This is a genomic window from Rhodoferax lacus, from assembly GCF_003415675.1.
In the GTDB taxonomy this organism is placed as follows: domain Bacteria; phylum Pseudomonadota; class Gammaproteobacteria; order Burkholderiales; family Burkholderiaceae_C; genus Allorhodoferax; species Allorhodoferax lacus.
Map to the genome: position 1 here is coordinate 18,256 of NZ_QFZK01000029.1, position 17,117 is coordinate 35,372.

Sequence of the window (17,117 nt, forward strand, 5' to 3'; positions counted from 1 at the left end):
TTAGCGCCCGCTCCAGACCGGTTTGCGCTTGTCCTGAAAGGCCTGTATGCCCTCCCGGGCATCCTCGGTGAGGGCGAAGAGGGCGATCTGGCTTTCGGTAAACGACATGGATTCCTCGAAAGCCATGGACTCCACGGCCTTGAGCGTATAGAGGCCGCGGCGAATGGCTGCGGGCGATTTGTCCAGCACGCGCTCCAGCAGCCACTGCAGCTTGGCGTCCACGTCATCGTCCACGTAATTCACCAGACCGTACTGCAGGGCCTGCGCGCTGCTGATGGGCTCGCCGGTGATGCACATCTCCACCAGCACGCGGCGCGGAATCAGGTGCTGCAGCACGCTGAGCACCTGGGCCGGGAACACACCCACCTTCACTTCGGGCAGGCCAAACACGGCGTGGCTGGAAGCCACTGCCATGTCGCACATGCTCAAGAGGCCCATGCCACCGGCCATGCAGGCGCCGTTGACGCGGGCAATCAGCGGGATGGTGCTGGCGCGTGCGGCACGCAGCACCTGCGCCAGGTGGCCCTGCGGCTCGGAGTAGTCGGTGGTGAAGGCGCTGGCGCTTTGCAGGTCGGCCCCGGCGCAAAAGGCCTTGCTGCCCGCACCGGTGAGCACCATGGCGCGGATGCCACGCTGGCCCTGCGCCTGCACAAAGGCCTCGGCCATGGCTGCCAGCACGCCGTGGCTCATGGCATTGCGCCGCTCTTCGCGGGTGATGGTCAGCCACAGCACATGGTCGCGCAGCTCAACCGACAGTTCGGGTGTGGAGGAAAAGGGGCGGGTGCTGGACATGGCGGGGTGTGCAAAGGGTGGAGCCTGTATTTTGCTTGCAAGCGGCGCACAAGCGGTACCATGCAAACCATAATCTTTTTGCCCCCCCTCCAAGCCCCGTGCAAGACCCCCAGCCCCGCATCGTCAAGGAAGCCTCCGCCAACAGCGAGAGCGTGACTCTGTACGGCAGCTGGAGTGCGGCCACCCTGGCGCAACTGGACAACTGGACCGCGCTGGAAGAGGCCCTGCCCCGCCATGCCAAAGCCCAGATGGAAGCCAGCTGGGACCTGCGCCAGATCACCCGGCTGGACCACACCGGCGCCCAGCTGCTGTGGAACACCTGGGGCCACGCCTGGCCGCGCCATGTGCTGGTGCTGGACCTGCAGCGCGCCACCCTCAACCGCGTGGCCCGTTTCACTGTGTTGCCGCCCAAGCCCGAGCGCCACAGCCTGTGGCAGCGCTTCCTGCAACTGGGCCAGTGGCTCATGGGCGTGGAGAGCCATCTGCTGAGTGCCCTGCGCCTGACCGGCCAGCTGCTGCTGGACCTGCTGCAGTTTCTGCGCGACCCCAGCCGCGCGCCCTGGCGCGACATCTCGGGCCACATCTACCGCATTGGCGCCACGGCCCTGCCCATCACCGCCCTGGTCGGCTTTCTGGTGGGCGTGGTGCTGGCCTACCTGATGGCGCGCCAGTTGCGCCAGTTCGGGGCCGATGCCTTCATCGTCAACATCCTGGGGATGGCGCTGATCCGTGAGCTGGGGCCGGTGCTGGCCGCCATCCTGATTGCCGGGCGCTCGGGCTCGGCCATCACGGCGCAGATCGGCGTGATGCGGGTGACCGAAGAGCTCGACGCCATGCGCGTCATGGGCATACGCTGGGGCTACCGCCTGGTGCTGCCGCGCGCCTTGGCGCTGGCGCTGGTGATGCCGTTGCTGGCGGCCTGGACTACGGCGGCTGCGCTGCTGGGCGGCATGCTGGCCACCGACCTCACCATGGGCCTGTCGCCGGAGTATTTTCTGATTGCCTTACCCAAGGCGGTGCAGCTCTCCAACCTGTGGCTGGCCATGGCCAAGTCAGTGGTGTTTGGGTTGCTGATTGCGCTGAACGGCTGCCATTTCGGCCTGCGTGTGCTGCCCAATACCCAGAGCCTGGGTGAGGGCACCACCGCCTCGGTGGTCACTTCCATCACCATGGTGATCCTGGTGGACGCGCTGTTTGCGGTGCTGTTCAAGGGGGTGGGACTGTGAATGCGCAGGCCACATCTTCAGCGGTCGTGAAGATTGAAAACCTGTGCTCGGCCTTCAGCACACGCGGTGTTCGCGCCGTCATCCACCAGGACCTGAACCTGAGCATTGCCCAGGGCGCGTTCCTGTCCATCGTCGGCGGCTCAGGCAGCGGCAAGACGGTGCTGCTGCGCCAGATGCTGGGGCTGGAGACGCCGCAAAGTGGCAGCGTCACGGTGCTGGGCGAGCCCGCCAGCGAGCTCGGCCGCGCAGGGGCCGCCAGCCGCGTGGGCATGCTGTTCCAGCACGGCGCGCTGTTCTCGGCCTTTACCGTGCTGGAGAACATCGCCTTTCCCTTGCGTGAGCTGGGCACCCTGCCGCGTGCCCTGATCCACGACACTGCCATGGTCAAGCTGCAGATGGTGGGGCTGGACCCGTCGGCCGCGCACAAGATGCCCTCGGACCTGTCGGGCGGCATGGTCAAGCGCGTGGCGCTGGCGCGCGCGCTGGTGATGGATCCGCCGCTGCTGCTGCTCGACGAGCCCACCGCCGGGCTGGACCCCGATGCGTCGGACGCCTTTTGTACCCTGCTGCGCTCGCTGCACCAGGAGCTGCGCCTGACGGTGGTGATGGTCACGCACGACCTGGACACCATCTTCGAGCTCAGCACCCGCATTGCGGTGGTGGCCGACAAGCATGTGATCGTGGACGCAGAGCCGCGCGAAGCCATCCGCTTTGACCACCCCTTTGTGCACGCGTTCTTTTTGGGAGAGCGCGGCTACCGGGCCATGGAAGTTTTGCAGGGCCAGTCGGCCCACAGGCCACAAGGCGTATAAAAGAGATACCGATGGAAAACAAATCCCACGCCCTGGCCGCCGGCACCTTTGTGCTGCTGCTGGTCGCCATGCTGATCGCTCTGGCGGTCTGGCTCACGCGCGACACCAGCAGCCAGCGCAGTTTCGAGATCTCCAGCAAGGACGCCGTCTCCGGCCTGCAGCCGCAGGCCGGGGTGCGCTACAAGGGCGTGCAGGTAGGGCGCGTGACCAGCATCACGCTGGATACCCAGACGCGCGGCAACGTGCTGGTGCGCATTGCCGTCAGTGACGCCGCGCCCATTACCACCAGCACCTTTGCCAGCCTGGGCTTTCAGGGCGTGACGGGCCTGGCCTTCATCCAGCTCGATGACAGCGGCGAGTCCACCCAGGCCTTGGCCACCAGCAGCACGCGCCTGGCCCGCATTCCCATGCGCCCGGGCCTGATGTCGCGCCTGACCGAGCAGGGCGGCCACATGCTGGGCCAGCTTGACCAGGCCAGCCAGCGCCTCAACGGCCTGCTCGATCCCGACAACCAGAAGGCCATGGTGGAAGCCGTCAACAATCTGTCCAAGGCGGCTGCCAAACTGGGCACACTGGCCCACCATGCCGACCAGGTGCTCACCGGCAACGGCCCCGAAGGCAGTGCCAGCCTGCCGCGGGTGGCTGCGCAGGCCGAGAGCAGCCTCAAGAGCATGCAGGTCACCGCCGAGCGCCTGCGCGACAGTGCCGAAGTGGTCAAGGGTTCGGCCGAGAACTTCAGGCGCACCACCACCCGTATCAACGAACCCGGTGGCACGCTGGACAAGATTGCCCGCAGCACCGAGGCCCTGGCCGCCACCAGCACCGCGCTCAATGCCACGCTGCTGCCGCGCCTGAATCGCACCACCGATGACGCCGCCCGCACCGTACGCCAGTTTGGCCGCGTGGCCGAAGGCCTGGCCGATCAGCCGCAGTCCCTGCTGCTGGGCCGGGGCGCGGCGCAACCCGGCCCGGGCGAGAGCGGCTTTGTGCCACCCCCGTCTGACAAGTAAGGCCCACCATGCAGAACCCTTTTCAAAACCCTTTGGTTCCACCCCGCGTGCAGGCCCTGCTGCCACGCCTGGTGGCCGTGCTGGCCATGGCCGTTCTGACCGGATTGGCAGGCTGCTCCACACCCGCCGCCCGCGTCACCGTGTATGACTTTGGCCCCGGCAGCACCGCCCCGGCCATGGCCAACCGCATGGCACCCCTGCCCACCGTGCTGCTGGCCGAGGTGGAGGCTGCTGCCGCGCTGGACAGCAGCGCCGTGCTGTACCGCCTGGCCTATGCCGATGCGCAGCAACCGCGCCCCTATGCGCAGGCGCGCTGGAGCATGCCGCCGGCGCAACTGCTGCGCCAGCGCCTGCGCGAGACGCTGGGCCAGCGCCGCAGCGTGCTCGCGCCCATGGACGCGGTGGCCCCGGGCACGCTGACATTGCGCCTGGAGTTGGAAGAATTCAGCCAGTTGTTCAACACCGCGCAAAGCAGTGCCGGCCTGGTGCGCGTGCGGGCCACGCTGGGGCGCAGCGGCACGCCGCCCAAGCCTGTGGCGCAAACCTCCTTTGTAGTGCAGCACCCTGCCAGCACGGCGGATGCTGCCGGTGGCGTGCGCGCTTTGGCACAGGCCAGTGACGCACTGATCGTGCAACTCGATGCATGGCTGCAGCAGGCCGCAGCGGCCGAGGCGCCAACACCATGACAGACCCGCTGGCAGCAGGTGTGGCACTGGAGTCCTTGCCGCTGTTTCCCCTGAACACTGTGCTGTTTCCCGATGGCACGCTCAGCCTGCAAATTTTTGAAGTGCGCTACCTGGACCTGATTGGCAAGTGCTTCAAGAACGGCACGCCGTTTGGCGTGGTGTCACTGGTACAGGGTCGCGAGGTGCGCCAGCGCGACACGGCACAACCCACGGGTGATGCCTTTGCCAACGAGGTGTTTGCCGATGTCGGCACCCTGGCGCACATCGTGGAATTCGCCACACCCCATGCCGGGCTGATGGTAATCCGCTGCAACGGTGGCGCGCGCTTTCGCATCCGCGAGCGCCGCCAGCTCAAGCACGGCCTGTGGGTAGCCGATGCCAACACGCTGGCGGCCGACCTGCCCAGCCCGGTTCCTGAAGATCTGCTGCCCATTGCACAGGGCCTGGCGCATGTGGTCGAACAACAGGAGCAGCAGGCCGGGCTGTCGGCCCCGCTGTTGAACCAGCCCTACCGCTTCGATGACTGCGGCTGGGTGGCCAACCGCTGGTGCGATGTGCTGGCCATTCCTGCGGCCACCAAGCAGGGTCTGTTGCAGTTGGACAGCCCGCTGTTGCGCCTCGAACTGGTGGGCGATCTGCTGGCCAAAATGTCCGGCTCCTGAACTGCCAGACGGCCCGGCAGGGGCTACGGGTTTGTACCCGCGCATGGCGCTGGCCTAATTATTTTGTTCTCCCTAGTATGCAAAGCACGTTAGCCGTTTTCCAGGGCTGAACGCGTGCCCGGCGGGGCATTCGGTGCCTTTTGGAATGCGCCATCCACAGCGGATACGAAGGGGTACACCATGGTCGTTGATCCAGCCATCATTCCGGCGAACGAGGCCGAACGCATCAAGGCACTGCGCCGTTACGACATTCTGGATACACCGCCCGACGGCACGTTTGACAACGTGACCAAGCTGGCCGCCAAACTGTTTGGCGTGCCGATTGCCATCATCAGCCTGGTCGACTCCGACCGCATCTGGTTCAAGTCCCACCACGGCGTGGACGTGCCGCAAATTGACCGCGACCCGGGCCTGTGCGCCTCGGGCATTCTGGGCGACTCGCCCTATGTGCTGACCAACGCCATTGAAGACCCGCGCTCCCTGGCCAACCCGCTGGTGGCCGGCTCCTTTGGCCTGCGCTTTTATGTGGGTGTGCCCCTCAAAACCCATGACGACTACAACCTGGGCATGCTGTGCTGCCTGGATGCCAAGCCACGCAGTGTCTCGCAGGCCGAGCTCGACGATCTGTCTTGCCTGGGCCAGTTGGTCATGGACCAGATGGAGGTCCGTCTGGCTGCCCGGCGCATTGACGAGCTGCGTCACCAGATAGCGCAATCGCAGGAGCGCATGAAGCTGGCTGTGCGGGCAGGCAATGTGGGCGTGTGGGGCCTGGACATGGCCAGCCAGCGCTTTGACTGGGACGAGCAAATGCACGCGCTGTACGAAAGCCGCCCGTCTGACTTTGCCTATTCGCCTGCCGAGTGGCTGAACCTGGTGGCGCAGGAAGACCGCCCGCGCGTCACCCAGGCCTGGAATGCCACCGTGGGCCGGGGTGTGCCGTTCGAGCAGGAGTTCCGGGTGCTCACACTGGATGGCCAGATGCGCTACCTCAAGGGCCTGGCGCAGGCGTTCAGTGGGGCAGACGGCCGCACCGCGCGGGTGCTGGGAACCAACTGGGATGTAACCGCCGAGCGCCTGGCCTCTGAGGCCCTGCGCCGCGCCAAGGAAACCGCCGAGGCGGCCGAGCGCGCCAAGAGCAGTTTTCTGGCCAACATGAGCCACGAGCTGCGCACGCCGCTCAACGCCATCATCGGCTTTGCCGAGGTCATGAAGCACGACAGTAGCCTGTCCAAGGTGAATCGGGAATACATCAACATCGTCAACCACAGCGGCAGCCACCTGCTGTCGCTGATCAATGAAGTGCTGGACATGGCCAAGGTGGAGTCGGGCCGCATCGAACTGCTGGAAAACGACCTGAACCTGCCCAGCTTTCTGAATGCGGTGGCCGCCATGATCGGCATGCGTGCCGAGCGCAAGGACCTGCGGCTGGTGCGTGACTTCGACGCCCGCTTGCCCGAGTTTGTGAAGACCGATGAGCTCAAGCTGCGACAGATATTGCTCAACCTGCTGAGCAACGCAATCAAGTTCACCGCCAAAGGCGAGGTTGTGCTGAAGGTGGCTTACCAGCCATCGGGCTTGCCTCAACGGGGCCGCCTGCACGTGGAGGTACGTGACACCGGGCCGGGCATGAGCGCCGAGGAACTGGGCAAGCTGTTCACGCCCTTCCAGCAGGGGCAGGCCGGTCGCAAGTCGCAGGAGGGTACCGGGCTGGGCCTGGTCCTGAGCCAGAAATTTGTCGAGCTGATGGGTGGCTCCATCCGCGTGCAGTCCACACCGGGCGTGGGCAGCAGCTTCGCATTTGACATTGCCCTCACGGTGGCCGAGTCCGGCCGGGCCCAGGACACCCTGCGTGAAGTTGCCGCCCTGGCGCCGGGCCAGGCCCGCAAGAAGATTTTGGTGGTGGACGATGTGCCACTCATTCGCACCGTGATGGAACGCCTGCTGGAGACGGTGGGCTTTGAGATCTGCACAGCGGGCAACGGGCGCGAGGCGGTGGAGGCCTTCCAGCGCTTTGAGCCCGACTTCATCTGGACCGACCTGGTCATGCCGGAGATGAATGGCGACGAGGCCGCCCGCCAGATACGCCAGCTGCCCGGTGGCGACAAGGTCAGGATTGTCTGCATGACCGCCAGCGCCCTGGTGGAAGACCGCGCCCGCATTCTGGAGAGTGGTGTGGACGACGTGCTCTTCAAGCCCATCCGCGAGTCGGTGCTGCTGGCCACCATGCAAAGCCTGCTGGGATTGCAGTACATCTACCGCGATGAGGTGATGGAGGCCGGCCCCGCCGTGAGCGACGAAGACCTGCTGGAGAGCGCCAACCTGTCCTACATGGAAAAGTCCTGGCGCGAGAGCTTTCATGCCGCCACGCTCAGTGGAGACACCGACAAGATCCAGTCCATGGTCCAGACGCTGGCGGCAACCCACCAGGAGCTGGCCCTGGTCCTGCAGACCCTGCTCGATGAGCTCCAGCTCGAGAGACTGGAGCTGTTTGCCCGTCTGCAGCTCAAGCCGCGGGCGCCCTGATGACACTGGCCATTGCGCTGGCCGAAGCCCACATCCTGGCTGTTGACGACAACCCCAACAACCTGAAGTTGCTGCGCACCATCCTGTCCGAAAAAGGCGTGCACCTGCGCCTGGCCACCAGTGGCGAAATGGCACTGCAGTCGGCCCGGCTCAGCCCGCCCGAGCTGATACTGCTGGACATCAACATGCCAGGCATGGACGGCTTTGAGACTTGCCTGCAGCTCAAGGCCGATCCGCAGACGCAGGACATCCCGGTGATCTTCCTGAGCTCGCTCTCGGACGGTGCTGACATCGTCAGGGCCTATGCCTGTGGCGGTGTGGACTTTGTCTCCAAGCCCTTCCAGTCCGAGGTGTTGCTGGCCCGCGTGGGCACCCAGATCAAGCTGTCGCGCATCTACCAGGACTTGCAGAAGGAAAACCAGGAACGGCGCCAGGCCGAAGCTGCCGCCGAGGAGGCCAACCGCATGAAGAGCGAATTCCTGGCCAACATGAGCCACGAAATCCGCACCCCCATGAACGCCATCATTGGCCTGACCCATCTGGCCCTGCGCACCGGGCTCGATGCGCGCCAGCGTGGCTACCTGGACAAGATCCAGAGTTCGAGCAAACACCTGCTGGGTTTGCTCAACGACATCCTGGATTTTTCCAAGGTGGAGGCCGGGCGTCTGAATGTCGAGAGCATTGCCTTTGACCTGGGCCAGGTCATGCGCGATGTGGTCAACGTGACCAGCGACAGGGCCGACGCCAAGCACCTGGTGCTGGGCTGCACCATGGCGCCAGACGTTCCGCTCACCCTGCGGGGCGACCCCTTGCGGCTGGCGCAAATCCTCATCAACTACGTGAACAACGCCATCAAGTTCACCGCCAAAGGGCACATTCAATTGCGTGTGAGTGTGCTGGAGCGCCATGCGCAGGAAGCCCTGCTGCGCTTTGAAGTGCAGGACACGGGCATCGGTCTCAATAACGGGCAAATCGAGCGCTTGTTTCGCAGCTTCAGCCAGGCCGATGCCTCGACCACGCGCATGTATGGTGGCACCGGTCTGGGTCTGGCCATCTCCAAAGGCCTGGCCGAACTGATGGGCGGGCAGGTGGGCGTGGACAGCGTGGAGGGCGCAGGCTCCACGTTCTGGATGACCGCACGCCTGGGCCTTGCCTTGCCTGGCGAGATTGCGTCGCACGCGGGGCATGCGGGTGGAGCCGGTCGGGAACAGTTGCACAACCGGCACGGCGCGCGGTTGCTGCTGGTGGAGGATAACGAGCTCAACCAGATCGTGGCCACCGAACTGCTGCGCGACGCAGGCTTCGTGGTGGACGTGGCCGAACACGGCGCGGCCGCACTGGAGCGGCTGCGTGCGGCGCACGCAAACGCAGTACAGCCGCCCTACGCACTGATCCTGATGGACATGCAGATGCCCGTGATGGACGGCCTGGAGGCCACCGCGCACATCCAGCGCCATCCGCTGTGGCGCAGCATTCCGGTGGTTGCCATGACGGCCAACACCATGGAAGGCGACAGCGAGCGCTGCCTGGCCGCCGGCATGGTGGACTTTGTTGGCAAGCCCATAGACCCTGAGCATCTATGGGCCACCCTGGCGCGCTGGATTGCGCCGCAGGCCGTGCGTGCGACCGAGGGTGCAGCCGCGGCAAACCCCGCGGACGCAAGCGCCGTGGCGCCACCCGTGGGTATTGACGGACTGCAGGTGGATGCCGCCATGCGCCGCATGCAGCACAAGGCCGATCTGTACCGCAAGCTGTTGCAGTCCTTCGTGAAGGCACAGGCTGACGCACCCGCGCTGGTGCGCGCCGCCTGGGCCCAGGGCAACCCCAGGCTTGCCGAGCGCACGGCCCACACCCTCAGGGGCGTGGCGGGCAACGTCGGTGCAGAAACGGTGGCAGCCCGTTCGGAGCAGCTGGAGATGGCCATCCGGCTGGGGCTGGACAGCGCTGCCATTGAAAAGGAAATACAGGCCACCGAGGCAGCCCTGGCGCCCCTGGTTGCCGCTCTGCAGACCTACCTGGAGGCCACAGAACCCGCCGTGTCGGCTGCGCTCGGACAGGTGGCCCAGGACAGGCCCGTGCCGTGGGACAAGCTGCGTGCCCTGCTGCAAAAGGATGATGCGGCCGCTACCGACTGTTTTCAGGAATCAGAAGCCGCCTTCATGCGCGCACTGGGGCCGCAGTTTGATGCCCTGCAGCAGGCCATGCAGGCGTTTGACTTTGAAGGCGCCTTGGCCCTGCTGGAGGGGCGGGGCGCGGCATCCTGATGTTGCCCGTGCCTAGTGCCCCAAGGCCGGGAACAGTTTCACCAGCCCGTCGGACATCACTTCCACGGCCAGCGCGGCCAGAATCAAGCCCATCAGCCGTGTCATCACGCTGATACCGGTCTTGCCCAGCACGCGGGCAATCGGCGTGGCCAGCGAAAAGCAGGCCAGAGTGGCCAAGGCCACCACCACGCCATAGCCCACCAGGGTGGTGAGCTGCAGTACGGTCTTGGCCTTGTCGGCATAAATCACCACCGTGGACATGGTGGCCGGCCCGGTCAGCAGGGGAATGGTCAGCGGCACCACGGCAATGCTGGATCCCTGCGCCGCCTTCTCGGCGCCGTCCTCCATGACATGCGTGTTGGGCTTGGCCTCGGCCGGTTGCGCGTTGAGCATGTTGAGCGCGCTGGTCAGCAGCAGCATGCCACCGCCCACCTGGAAGCTGGCCAGGCTGATGCCAAAAAATTCCAGGATCTGCAAGCCCGCCAACGCACTGACCGCGATCACCACAAAGCAGCTAAACGACGACACGAACACCGTCTGGCGCCGTTGCTCCATGGAAAAGCCCTGGGTGTAGTGGATGAAAAAAGGGACGATGGCCAAGGGGTTGACGATGGCAAGCAGGGTGATCAGCGGTTTGAGATCCATGGGGGCTCTGGTGGGTGTGCGGGCTTGCGCATGGTAACGGCAATGCTAGAGTGCTCGCGTTCGTTCATTGCGCTCCTCCCATTCAATTCAAGCAAAGGAAGCTTCCATGTCCATGGTTACCCTGGTTTTGTGGGCCGTTTTGGCCCTGGTGGGGCTGGTTTTGGTTGTTGCGGCAGGCAGGCCCGACACCTTTCGTGTGGAGCGCAGTCTGCTGTTGCCCGCAAGCGGCGAGCAGGTACTGGCCCAGTTGCAGGACTTCCGCCGCTGGGCCGCCTGGTCGCCCTGGGAGCACATCGACCCCACCATGCAGCGCAGCTACAGCGGCCTGGACAGTGGTGTGGGCGCGGTCTACGCCTGGACGGCCACAGGCAAGGCCGGTGCCGGGCGCATGCAGATACGCGAGGTAGAGGCCCAGCGCTTGCTGATCCAGCTGGACTTCAGCAAGCCCTTTGTTGCCCACAATATGGTCGAGTTCACTTGGAGTCCGCAAGGCACGGACACCCAGCTCCACTGGGCCATGTACGGCCCCAGTCCCTTTGTCTCCAAGCTCATGGGCCTGGTGTTCAACATGGACAAAATGATTGGGCGGGATTTTGAGAAGGGGCTGGCCAATTTGGCAGCGGTGCTGCAAAGCCAGTCTGGAGGCGCAGCGCCCATTTAGGGCTGGCAGCCCATCCACAGGCGGGCTGTGGATGGACAGATAAAACGTTGGCTGATCAGCTCTCGTCGGACAGCAGCACGTTGTAAATCAGCGCGCCCAGTGCGGCACCCACAATCGGTGCCACCCAGAACAGCCACAGGTCGCCCATGGCGCCGGTCTGTGCAAACAAGGCCGGGCCGGTGCTGCGCGCCGGGTTGACCGAGGTGTTGGACACGGGGATGGACACCAGGTGGATCAGCGTCAGGCACAGGCCAATGGCCAGGCCACCAAAGCCGCCCGCGGCCTTCTTGGCGGTGGAGCCCAAAATCACGATCAGGAAGATGGCGGTCATGGCCACCTCAGTCAGCAGCACCGACATCAGGTTGAAGCCACCGGGCGAGTTGGCGCCGTAGCCATTGCTGGCAAAGCCGCCCACACCCGCAAAGCCGGTCTTGCCCGACACGATCAGGTAGAGCAGGCCGGAGGCCGCAATCGCACCCAGCACCTGCGCAATGATGTAGCCCGGCAATTCAGAGGCGGAAAAGCGCTTGCCAATCACCAGGCCCACCGACACGGCCGGGTTGAAGTGGCCGCCCGATATGGGGCCGAAGGCATAGGCGCCTGTCACCACCGTCAAGCCAAAGGCCAGCGAGACGCCCAGCAGGCCAATGCCCACGCCCGGAAACGCAGCTGCCAGCACGGCGCTGCCGCAGCCGCCCAGCGTCAGCCAGAAGGTGCCCAAAAATTCCGCTGTCCACTTTGCTTTGTTGCTATTCATGTCGAATCCTGAAGTTGAAGGAGGGGGTACTGTGGGGGAAAAGAAGTACCCCTAAGGACATAGTCTGTCCATGAAAGGACAATATAGCAAACTAACAATGCGGCATGTAGGGCATCAATTCTCAACCGCCTTCGTCAGGCTTTTGGAGCCGTGTATTTCCGGCGTCGCGCAGCGACCCAGGGCAGCACGCACAGGCCCGCCAGCATCAGGCTCAGGCTTTCGGGTTCAGGTACGGCAGCGGTCAGGATGATGAGCTGGGAGTGGGCCGTCAGGTCCACGGAGCCATCCGCCGGTTGGTACTGTTCCGCTACCAGGTAGATGGTGCCGTTCTCGTCGATGGTGACGCCTTCGATGCCATTGTTGGGAAGCACATTGCTCAGGTCAAGACTGCTCACGACCACACCTTGGCGTGTCACCTCGATCAGCTTTCTGGAGCCCAGGCTCAACACCAGCAAATGGTCTGCAGCGGGGCTGCCTGCAAAGGAGTCCACGGATGCCAGGGTTTGCACATCCGACAGGGTGCTCAGTCCCATCAGCGCGGGGTTGAACAGTTGGGCCGAGACGGCGGTGCCACCGCCCGTGGGCGATGCGCCATTACTCGGCAGGGCTGCAGGCAGCCCGCCCGTGGCGGCTGCGAAGGTCAGTGTGTGGGTCAGGATGTTTTCCGGACTTTGCTGGATCACCGATACAAAGCTGCCGTTGCGGGGGTCATAGCTCAGACCCTCCATGCCGTTGTTGCCCACGCTGGTGTTGCTCATGGAGACCATGCTGTTGGCCAGGGTGGCGCTGCCGCCCGCGCTGTAGCTGAACTTGTAGGCGTCCTGCAGGCGCTCCTCGCCAAGCACCAGCACACCGCCGCCCACATAGGTCAGCGCTTCGGTATCGTGCTTGGTGCTGCCTGTGCCCGTCCAGTTGAAAGCCATGGTGTCCAGGGTCTGGCCGGTGCGCGAAATCTCCACTACGCCGGTGCCTTCGTCACCGACAAAGAACAGGGTGCCGCGGTCGCGGGCATAGGCAATAGCCGAGCCCTCCAGGCCGGAGATGCCACCGCTGGTGCCGCCCAGGATATCGAGCGAATAGGTGGCGGCAACCGAATAGTTGCCCAGGTTGATGGAATCGGCCGCCTGGGCCGTTACGGAGAAGGCCGCTGCCAGGGCCAGGACAAGGTGTTGGATGCGCATGGTGGGGTGTTCCTGAATCAGCGTTGACGCTTGCGTGCCACGGCACCTACGATGGCCATACCGGCCAGCATCAGCGCCAGGGACTCGGGCTCGGGCACGGCACCCACGGAGCCGATTTCGCCGCCGGCAGAAGTGAAGGCGCCATTGGAGCCCCTGGCGCTCAGGCGGGTGATGCCGCCGGTCAGGCCAGCCGCATTGTCGAAGGAAGTGCCCGTGGTGGCTGCACCAAAAGACACGTTGGCCATCAGCGCGCCGCTGCCGTCAAAGATGTTTACTGCATCACCACCGGCACTCAGGCCCACGCCAGAGCCACTGTAGCTGCCAACGAGCAGACTGGCGGGCACACTGCTGCCAAACCAGCTGTTCAGGAAGTTGGTGATGGTTGTGGACGGAGTGGTGGTTTCCATGAAGATCACGGACTGGCCCGCAGCAATGCTGCTGATGCCATTCAAGGCCACGGCGGTCGAATAGCTGTTGGAGTTGTCGTCCATTTTCCAGCCTGTGATGGATACGCTGGAGCTGCCGGTGTTGGTGAGTTCAAACCAGTCGGCAGCATAGCCTGACGCGCTGCCCCAAGGTGCCACTTCGGTGATGGTGATGGCCGCCTGTGCGGGGGTGGCCAACAGGGCCAGCATAGAGGCGGCAACGCATGCGAGGGCCAACTTGGTTGATTTCATAGACGTAGTTCCTGAAAAATGGGGGGCAAAAACACAGGCTCACGCGAGCCATGCCTGCCGTTTGTGTTGGGCAGAGCACGCACGCTCCTTTCTTTATTTTTGCAAACCAATGTTTCAGTTCGTCGGCGGTGACCGGCTTGCGGCCTCATCCGTTCGGACGCTAACGGACACCGGCATCGCCCTGGGCGCCAAGCCAAGGGTGGTGAGCGACGATCTTGCCGCACCTTGGTTGCTTCCTGTGTCCTGCGTGGCGCGTCGCCGCAAGCAAAAGGCGCAGTCCTGAGCGACTGCGCCCGCCAAAGGCTGGTAGGCTGTGAATTTTGATCTGCAGCCCTATGCCCTTCACTGTCCCCTTGCGCAGGTTGATGTCCTGCTTGCTGGCCTGCCTGATGCTCTCTGCCACAGCCGTGCATGCAGACAGCGCGCCGCTGCGCATCCTGGTGGGCTTTCCCCCCGGCGGTGGCACCGATGCAATTGCCCGCACCCTGGCCGACAAGCTCAAGGATGTGCTGGGTACGGCCTTGGTGGTGGACAACCGGGCCGGTGCCGGTGGCCAGATTGCAGCGCAGGCGCTCAAGGCCGCAGCGCCCGATGGCAACACGGTCTTCCTGTCGCATGACCACACCATCTCCATCCTGCCCCAGGTGGTGAAGAACCCTGGCTTTGACCCAGCCCGGGACTTTGTGGCGGTGGCCGGTGTGGCCACCTTTGTGAATGCGTTTGCGGTGTCCGGCGGCACCCCGGCACGTACCCTGCCGGCCTATGTGGCCTGGGTGCGCAACCAGAACGCCGGGCATGGCAATGTGGGTGTGCCCGCACCGGCTTCGGTGCCGGAGTTTCTGGTGCAACTCATGGGCAAAAAATTCGCGCTGGACCTGCAGGCCGCGCCCTACCGGGGCGGCGCGCCCATGATGGCCGACATGCTGGGCAACCAGATCGGTGCGGGCGTGGGGTCGGTGCCGGATTTGATCGAGAACCACCGGGCCGGCCGGCTGCATGTGGTTGCCGTCATGGGCGCGAGCCGCACGGCCATCCTGCCCGAGGTGCCCACCTTTGCCGAGCTCGGCTTGGCGGGCTTTGAAGAGCCTGCCTATTACGGCGTTTTTGCTCCGGCGGGTACGCCGCGTGCTGTGCTGGACAGGCTGTCGGCAGCCCTGGCCCGGGTGCTGGCCATGCCCGATGTAAAAGACAGACTATCCAACATGGGCCTGAGCGTGGCCTACACCAGCGGGCCGCAACTCACCGGCCGCGTGCAGGCTTACACCAAGGTGTGGCAGGGCATCATCCAGGCCAGCGGCTTTGTGGCCCAGTAGGGATTGGGTTGGGGTGGCCTGCTAGCCCCGGCCAAACAGCCGGGCCAGGAAGCCGCTACGCGCTGCGGGCTGCGCAACGGGCGCGGGTGTGTGCTTCTGGCTGGCGTGCCATTTTCCAAAGCGCAGGTCGTGGGTCATGATGTGGCCTATCAGCCACTTGTTCAGGAAGCGGCGCAGCTCCTGCACACGCTCCTCGGTCCAGTCTTCTTCGTTGCCCAGGAAGTCTGCCACATGCGCACCGAACTCCTCATGCAAGCGCAGGTGCTGCTCAAAGGCCGGGTAGCCGCTGGACTCCATGAGCTCCTGCTCATTGGAAAAATGCGTGACCACATAGTCCAGCAACTCTTCCACCGTGTGCTGCACCGACTGCAGGTTGAGGGCGCGCACCAGGGTGAACAGGTGGCGGTGTTCCTGGTCCACTTGAGCAATGCCAATCTTGAAGCCCTCGCGCCATTCGATGACGTAAGGTGCTTTTCTCTCGACGGCTTCGGCGGTCATATGCAGACTCCCTTGTGAATTGGGAAAATTCTAGTGAACAAGGGCGTCGGCGTAACGGCTTGGCGCTTCAATTGCAGCGCGGTTTGTGTGTTGGTTGATCTGCATCAGGGAATCGGACGAACCACCATCTGCTCATATGTTTTGGCCACAAAAAAGGCGCCCCGCAGGACGCCTTTTCAGGAGTGAATCCTCCAGCCAAGCTGCTACAAGGCTGCGGTCATCTCCGGAGCCGCCACAAACAGGTCGGCCACCAATCCATAGTCGGCCACGCTGAAGATGGGTGCTTCGGCATCCTTGTTGATGGCCACAATCACCTTGCTGTCCTTCATGCCGGCCAGATGCTGAATGGCGCCGCTGATGCCGCAAGCCACATAGAGCTGGGGAGCGACGATCTTGCCGGTCTGGCCCACTTGCCAGTCGTTGGGGGCGTAGCCCGCATCCACAGCCGCGCGGGATGCACCCATGGCCGCACCGAGCTTGTCAGCGAGCGGCGTGATGATCTCGGTGAACTTCTCGCTGGAGCCCAAGGCCCGGCCACCGCTGACGATGATTTTGGCGCTGGTCAGTTCGGGGCGGTCGTTGCGGGCAATCTCGGAGCCCAGGAAGCTGATGCTGGCAGCGGCGGCAACGGCAGCGATGCTGTCCACGGCGGCACTGCCACCGGTAGCTTCTGCCGGGTCGAAGCCGGTGGTGCGAACCGTCAGCACCTTGGTCGCATCGGTTGCCTGCACGGTGGCCATGGCATTGCCGGCATAGATGGGGCGCTCGAAGGTGTCAGGGCTGAGCACCTTGGTGATGTCGCTCACCTGACCGACATCGAGCTTGGCGGCCACGCGCGGGGCGATGTTCTTGCCCGAAGCGGTGGCGGCAAAGACGATGTGGCTGTAAGCAGCCGCAATGGAGAGCACTTGCGCGGTGACGTTCTCGGCCAGGCCATGGGCCAGACCGGCTTCGTCGGCGTGCATGACTTTGGCCACACCAGCGATTTGCGCAGCAGCAGTAGCCGCAGCGCCTGCGTTGTGGCCAGCAACGAGTACATGCACATCGCCACCGCATTGCAGGGCGGCGGTGATGGTGTTGAGCGTGGCAGCTTTGATGGATGTGTTGTCGTGTTCGGCAATTACCAGAGAAGTCATTTAGATCACCTTCGCTTCGTTTTTCAGTTTGTCCACCAGAGCGGCCACATCGGCCACCTTGATACCGGCGCTGCGCACGGGAGGCTCCACCACTTTGAGCGTCTTGATGCGCGGGGCAACATCCACACCCAGGTCTTCAGGCTTGAGGGTTTCCAGCGGCTTCTTCTTGGCCTTCATGATGTTGGGCAGCGTGACGTAGCGCGGCTCGTTCAGGCGCAGGTCGGTGGTGATGATGGCGGGCAGGGTCAGGCTCAGGACTTCCGAGCCGCCGTCC

17 protein-coding genes are annotated in these 17,117 nt (G+C 64.3%); 9 read left to right on the forward strand and 8 right to left on the reverse strand.

Annotated elements, in window-relative coordinates; all coding sequences use genetic code 11:
• Window positions 1–792: an enoyl-CoA hydratase/isomerase family protein gene (locus DIC66_RS21460; protein WP_117180228.1), complete on the reverse strand. Its 792-nt coding sequence runs from the start codon at window positions 790–792 to the stop codon at window positions 1–3.
• 98 nt (window positions 793–890) lie between these two features.
• Between DIC66_RS21460 and DIC66_RS21465 the strand changes: the two genes are divergently transcribed.
• The 7 genes from DIC66_RS21465 (at window position 891) to DIC66_RS21495 (ending at window position 9,975) form a co-directional block, all read left to right on the forward strand.
• On the forward strand, window positions 891–2,018 hold the full coding sequence (locus DIC66_RS21465) for an MlaE family ABC transporter permease (RefSeq protein WP_420820511.1): 1,128 nt from the start codon (window positions 891–893) through the stop codon (window positions 2,016–2,018).
• Between the two features lie 26 nt (window positions 2,019–2,044).
• Window positions 2,045–2,830 carry an ABC transporter ATP-binding protein gene (locus DIC66_RS21470; protein WP_233506051.1) on the forward strand — a complete coding sequence of 262 codons (786 nt, stop codon included), beginning with the start codon at window positions 2,045–2,047 and terminating at the stop codon, window positions 2,828–2,830.
• Between the two features lie 11 nt (window positions 2,831–2,841).
• Window positions 2,842–3,840 carry an MlaD family protein gene (locus DIC66_RS21475; protein ID WP_117180230.1) on the forward strand — a complete coding sequence of 333 codons (999 nt, stop codon included), beginning with the start codon at window positions 2,842–2,844 and terminating at the stop codon, window positions 3,838–3,840.
• Between the two features lie 8 nt (window positions 3,841–3,848).
• Window positions 3,849–4,526 carry an ABC-type transport auxiliary lipoprotein family protein gene (locus tag DIC66_RS21480; RefSeq protein ID WP_117180231.1) on the forward strand — a complete coding sequence of 226 codons (678 nt, stop codon included), beginning with the start codon at window positions 3,849–3,851 and terminating at the stop codon, window positions 4,524–4,526.
• The gene (locus DIC66_RS21485) at window positions 4,523–5,188 is read left to right on the forward strand and encodes an LON peptidase substrate-binding domain-containing protein (protein ID WP_117180232.1); all 666 of its coding nucleotides are present in this window, start codon (window positions 4,523–4,525) and stop codon (window positions 5,186–5,188) included. The genes DIC66_RS21480 and DIC66_RS21485 overlap by 4 nt, the downstream gene beginning before the upstream one ends.
• Window positions 5,189–5,368: 180 nt before the next feature.
• Window positions 5,369–7,711, forward strand: a complete 2,343-nt coding sequence (locus DIC66_RS21490) for a GAF domain-containing hybrid sensor histidine kinase/response regulator (protein WP_117180233.1) — start codon at window positions 5,369–5,371, stop codon at window positions 7,709–7,711.
• The gene (locus tag DIC66_RS21495) at window positions 7,711–9,975 is read left to right on the forward strand and encodes a response regulator (protein ID WP_117180234.1); all 2,265 of its coding nucleotides are present in this window, start codon (window positions 7,711–7,713) and stop codon (window positions 9,973–9,975) included. The genes DIC66_RS21490 and DIC66_RS21495 overlap by 1 nt, the downstream gene beginning before the upstream one ends.
• A 12-nt stretch (window positions 9,976–9,987) precedes the next feature.
• Here DIC66_RS21495 and DIC66_RS21500 read toward each other — a convergent pair whose 3' ends face one another.
• Complete coding sequence (locus DIC66_RS21500) at window positions 9,988–10,620, reverse strand: MarC family protein (protein ID WP_117180235.1); 633 nt, start codon at window positions 10,618–10,620, stop codon at window positions 9,988–9,990.
• A 106-nt stretch (window positions 10,621–10,726) separates the two neighbouring features.
• Between DIC66_RS21500 and DIC66_RS21505 the strand changes: the two genes are divergently transcribed.
• Complete coding sequence (locus DIC66_RS21505) at window positions 10,727–11,281, forward strand: SRPBCC family protein (protein ID WP_338052525.1); 555 nt, start codon at window positions 10,727–10,729, stop codon at window positions 11,279–11,281.
• Between the two features lie 55 nt (window positions 11,282–11,336).
• Here the strand turns inward: DIC66_RS21505 and aqpZ are convergent, their stop codons facing one another.
• The 3 genes from aqpZ to DIC66_RS21520 form a co-directional block, all read right to left on the reverse strand.
• Window positions 11,337–12,038, reverse strand: a complete 702-nt coding sequence (gene aqpZ, locus DIC66_RS21510; protein ID WP_117180236.1) for an aquaporin Z — start codon at window positions 12,036–12,038, stop codon at window positions 11,337–11,339.
• Window positions 12,039–12,172: 134 nt separating this feature from the next.
• Entirely contained in the window at window positions 12,173–13,219 is a 1,047-nt protein-coding gene (locus tag DIC66_RS21515; protein ID WP_117180237.1) for an SdiA-regulated domain-containing protein, read from the reverse strand.
• A gap of 17 nt (window positions 13,220–13,236) precedes the next feature.
• Window positions 13,237–13,896 carry a lamin tail domain-containing protein gene (locus tag DIC66_RS21520; RefSeq protein WP_117180238.1) on the reverse strand — a complete coding sequence of 220 codons (660 nt, stop codon included), beginning with the start codon at window positions 13,894–13,896 and terminating at the stop codon, window positions 13,237–13,239.
• 335 nt (window positions 13,897–14,231) lie between these two features.
• On the opposite strand from DIC66_RS21520, the gene DIC66_RS21525 reads away from it, so the two are divergent.
• The gene (locus DIC66_RS21525; RefSeq protein WP_117180239.1) at window positions 14,232–15,209 is read left to right on the forward strand and encodes a Bug family tripartite tricarboxylate transporter substrate binding protein; all 978 of its coding nucleotides are present in this window, start codon (window positions 14,232–14,234) and stop codon (window positions 15,207–15,209) included.
• Between the two features lie 21 nt (window positions 15,210–15,230).
• On the opposite strand, the gene DIC66_RS21530 is transcribed toward DIC66_RS21525, so the two are convergent.
• The 3 genes from DIC66_RS21530 to DIC66_RS21540 form a co-directional block, all read right to left on the reverse strand.
• Window positions 15,231–15,707: a bacteriohemerythrin gene (locus DIC66_RS21530; protein WP_117180240.1), complete on the reverse strand. Its 477-nt coding sequence runs from the start codon at window positions 15,705–15,707 to the stop codon at window positions 15,231–15,233.
• A 203-nt stretch (window positions 15,708–15,910) separates the two neighbouring features.
• A complete protein-coding gene (locus tag DIC66_RS21535) occupies window positions 15,911–16,843 on the reverse strand; it encodes an electron transfer flavoprotein subunit alpha/FixB family protein (RefSeq protein WP_117180241.1) in 933 nt (310 codons plus the stop codon).
• The coding region (locus tag DIC66_RS21540) for an electron transfer flavoprotein subunit beta/FixA family protein (RefSeq protein ID WP_420820512.1) at window positions 16,844–17,117 on the reverse strand (274 nt) is incomplete at its 5' end.

Bases quoted from the DNA above. Each gene is read 5' to 3' on its own strand.
- DIC66_RS21460 (WP_117180228.1), bottom strand. From the start codon at position 792: ATGTCCAGCACCCGCCCCTTTTCCTCCACACCCGAACTGTCGGTTGAG.
- DIC66_RS21475 (WP_117180230.1), top strand. From the start codon at position 2,842: ATGGAAAACAAATCCCACGCCCTGGCCGCCGGCACCTTTGTGCTGCTG.
- DIC66_RS21480 (WP_117180231.1), top strand. From the start codon at position 3,849: ATGCAGAACCCTTTTCAAAACCCTTTGGTTCCACCCCGCGTGCAGGCC.
- DIC66_RS21485 (WP_117180232.1), top strand. From the start codon at position 4,523: ATGACAGACCCGCTGGCAGCAGGTGTGGCACTGGAGTCCTTGCCGCTG.
- DIC66_RS21490 (WP_117180233.1), top strand. From the start codon at position 5,369: ATGGTCGTTGATCCAGCCATCATTCCGGCGAACGAGGCCGAACGCATC.
- DIC66_RS21495 (WP_117180234.1), top strand. From the start codon at position 7,711: ATGACACTGGCCATTGCGCTGGCCGAAGCCCACATCCTGGCTGTTGAC.
- DIC66_RS21500 (WP_117180235.1), bottom strand. From the start codon at position 10,620: ATGGATCTCAAACCGCTGATCACCCTGCTTGCCATCGTCAACCCCTTG.
- DIC66_RS21505 (WP_338052525.1), top strand. From the start codon at position 10,727: ATGTCCATGGTTACCCTGGTTTTGTGGGCCGTTTTGGCCCTGGTGGGG.
- aqpZ (WP_117180236.1), bottom strand. From the start codon at position 12,038: ATGAATAGCAACAAAGCAAAGTGGACAGCGGAATTTTTGGGCACCTTC.
- DIC66_RS21515 (WP_117180237.1), bottom strand. From the start codon at position 13,219: ATGCGCATCCAACACCTTGTCCTGGCCCTGGCAGCGGCCTTCTCCGTA.
- DIC66_RS21520 (WP_117180238.1), bottom strand. From the start codon at position 13,896: ATGAAATCAACCAAGTTGGCCCTCGCATGCGTTGCCGCCTCTATGCTG.
- DIC66_RS21525 (WP_117180239.1), top strand. From the start codon at position 14,232: ATGCCCTTCACTGTCCCCTTGCGCAGGTTGATGTCCTGCTTGCTGGCC.
- DIC66_RS21530 (WP_117180240.1), bottom strand. From the start codon at position 15,707: ATGACCGCCGAAGCCGTCGAGAGAAAAGCACCTTACGTCATCGAATGG.
- DIC66_RS21535 (WP_117180241.1), bottom strand. From the start codon at position 16,843: ATGACTTCTCTGGTAATTGCCGAACACGACAACACATCCATCAAAGCT.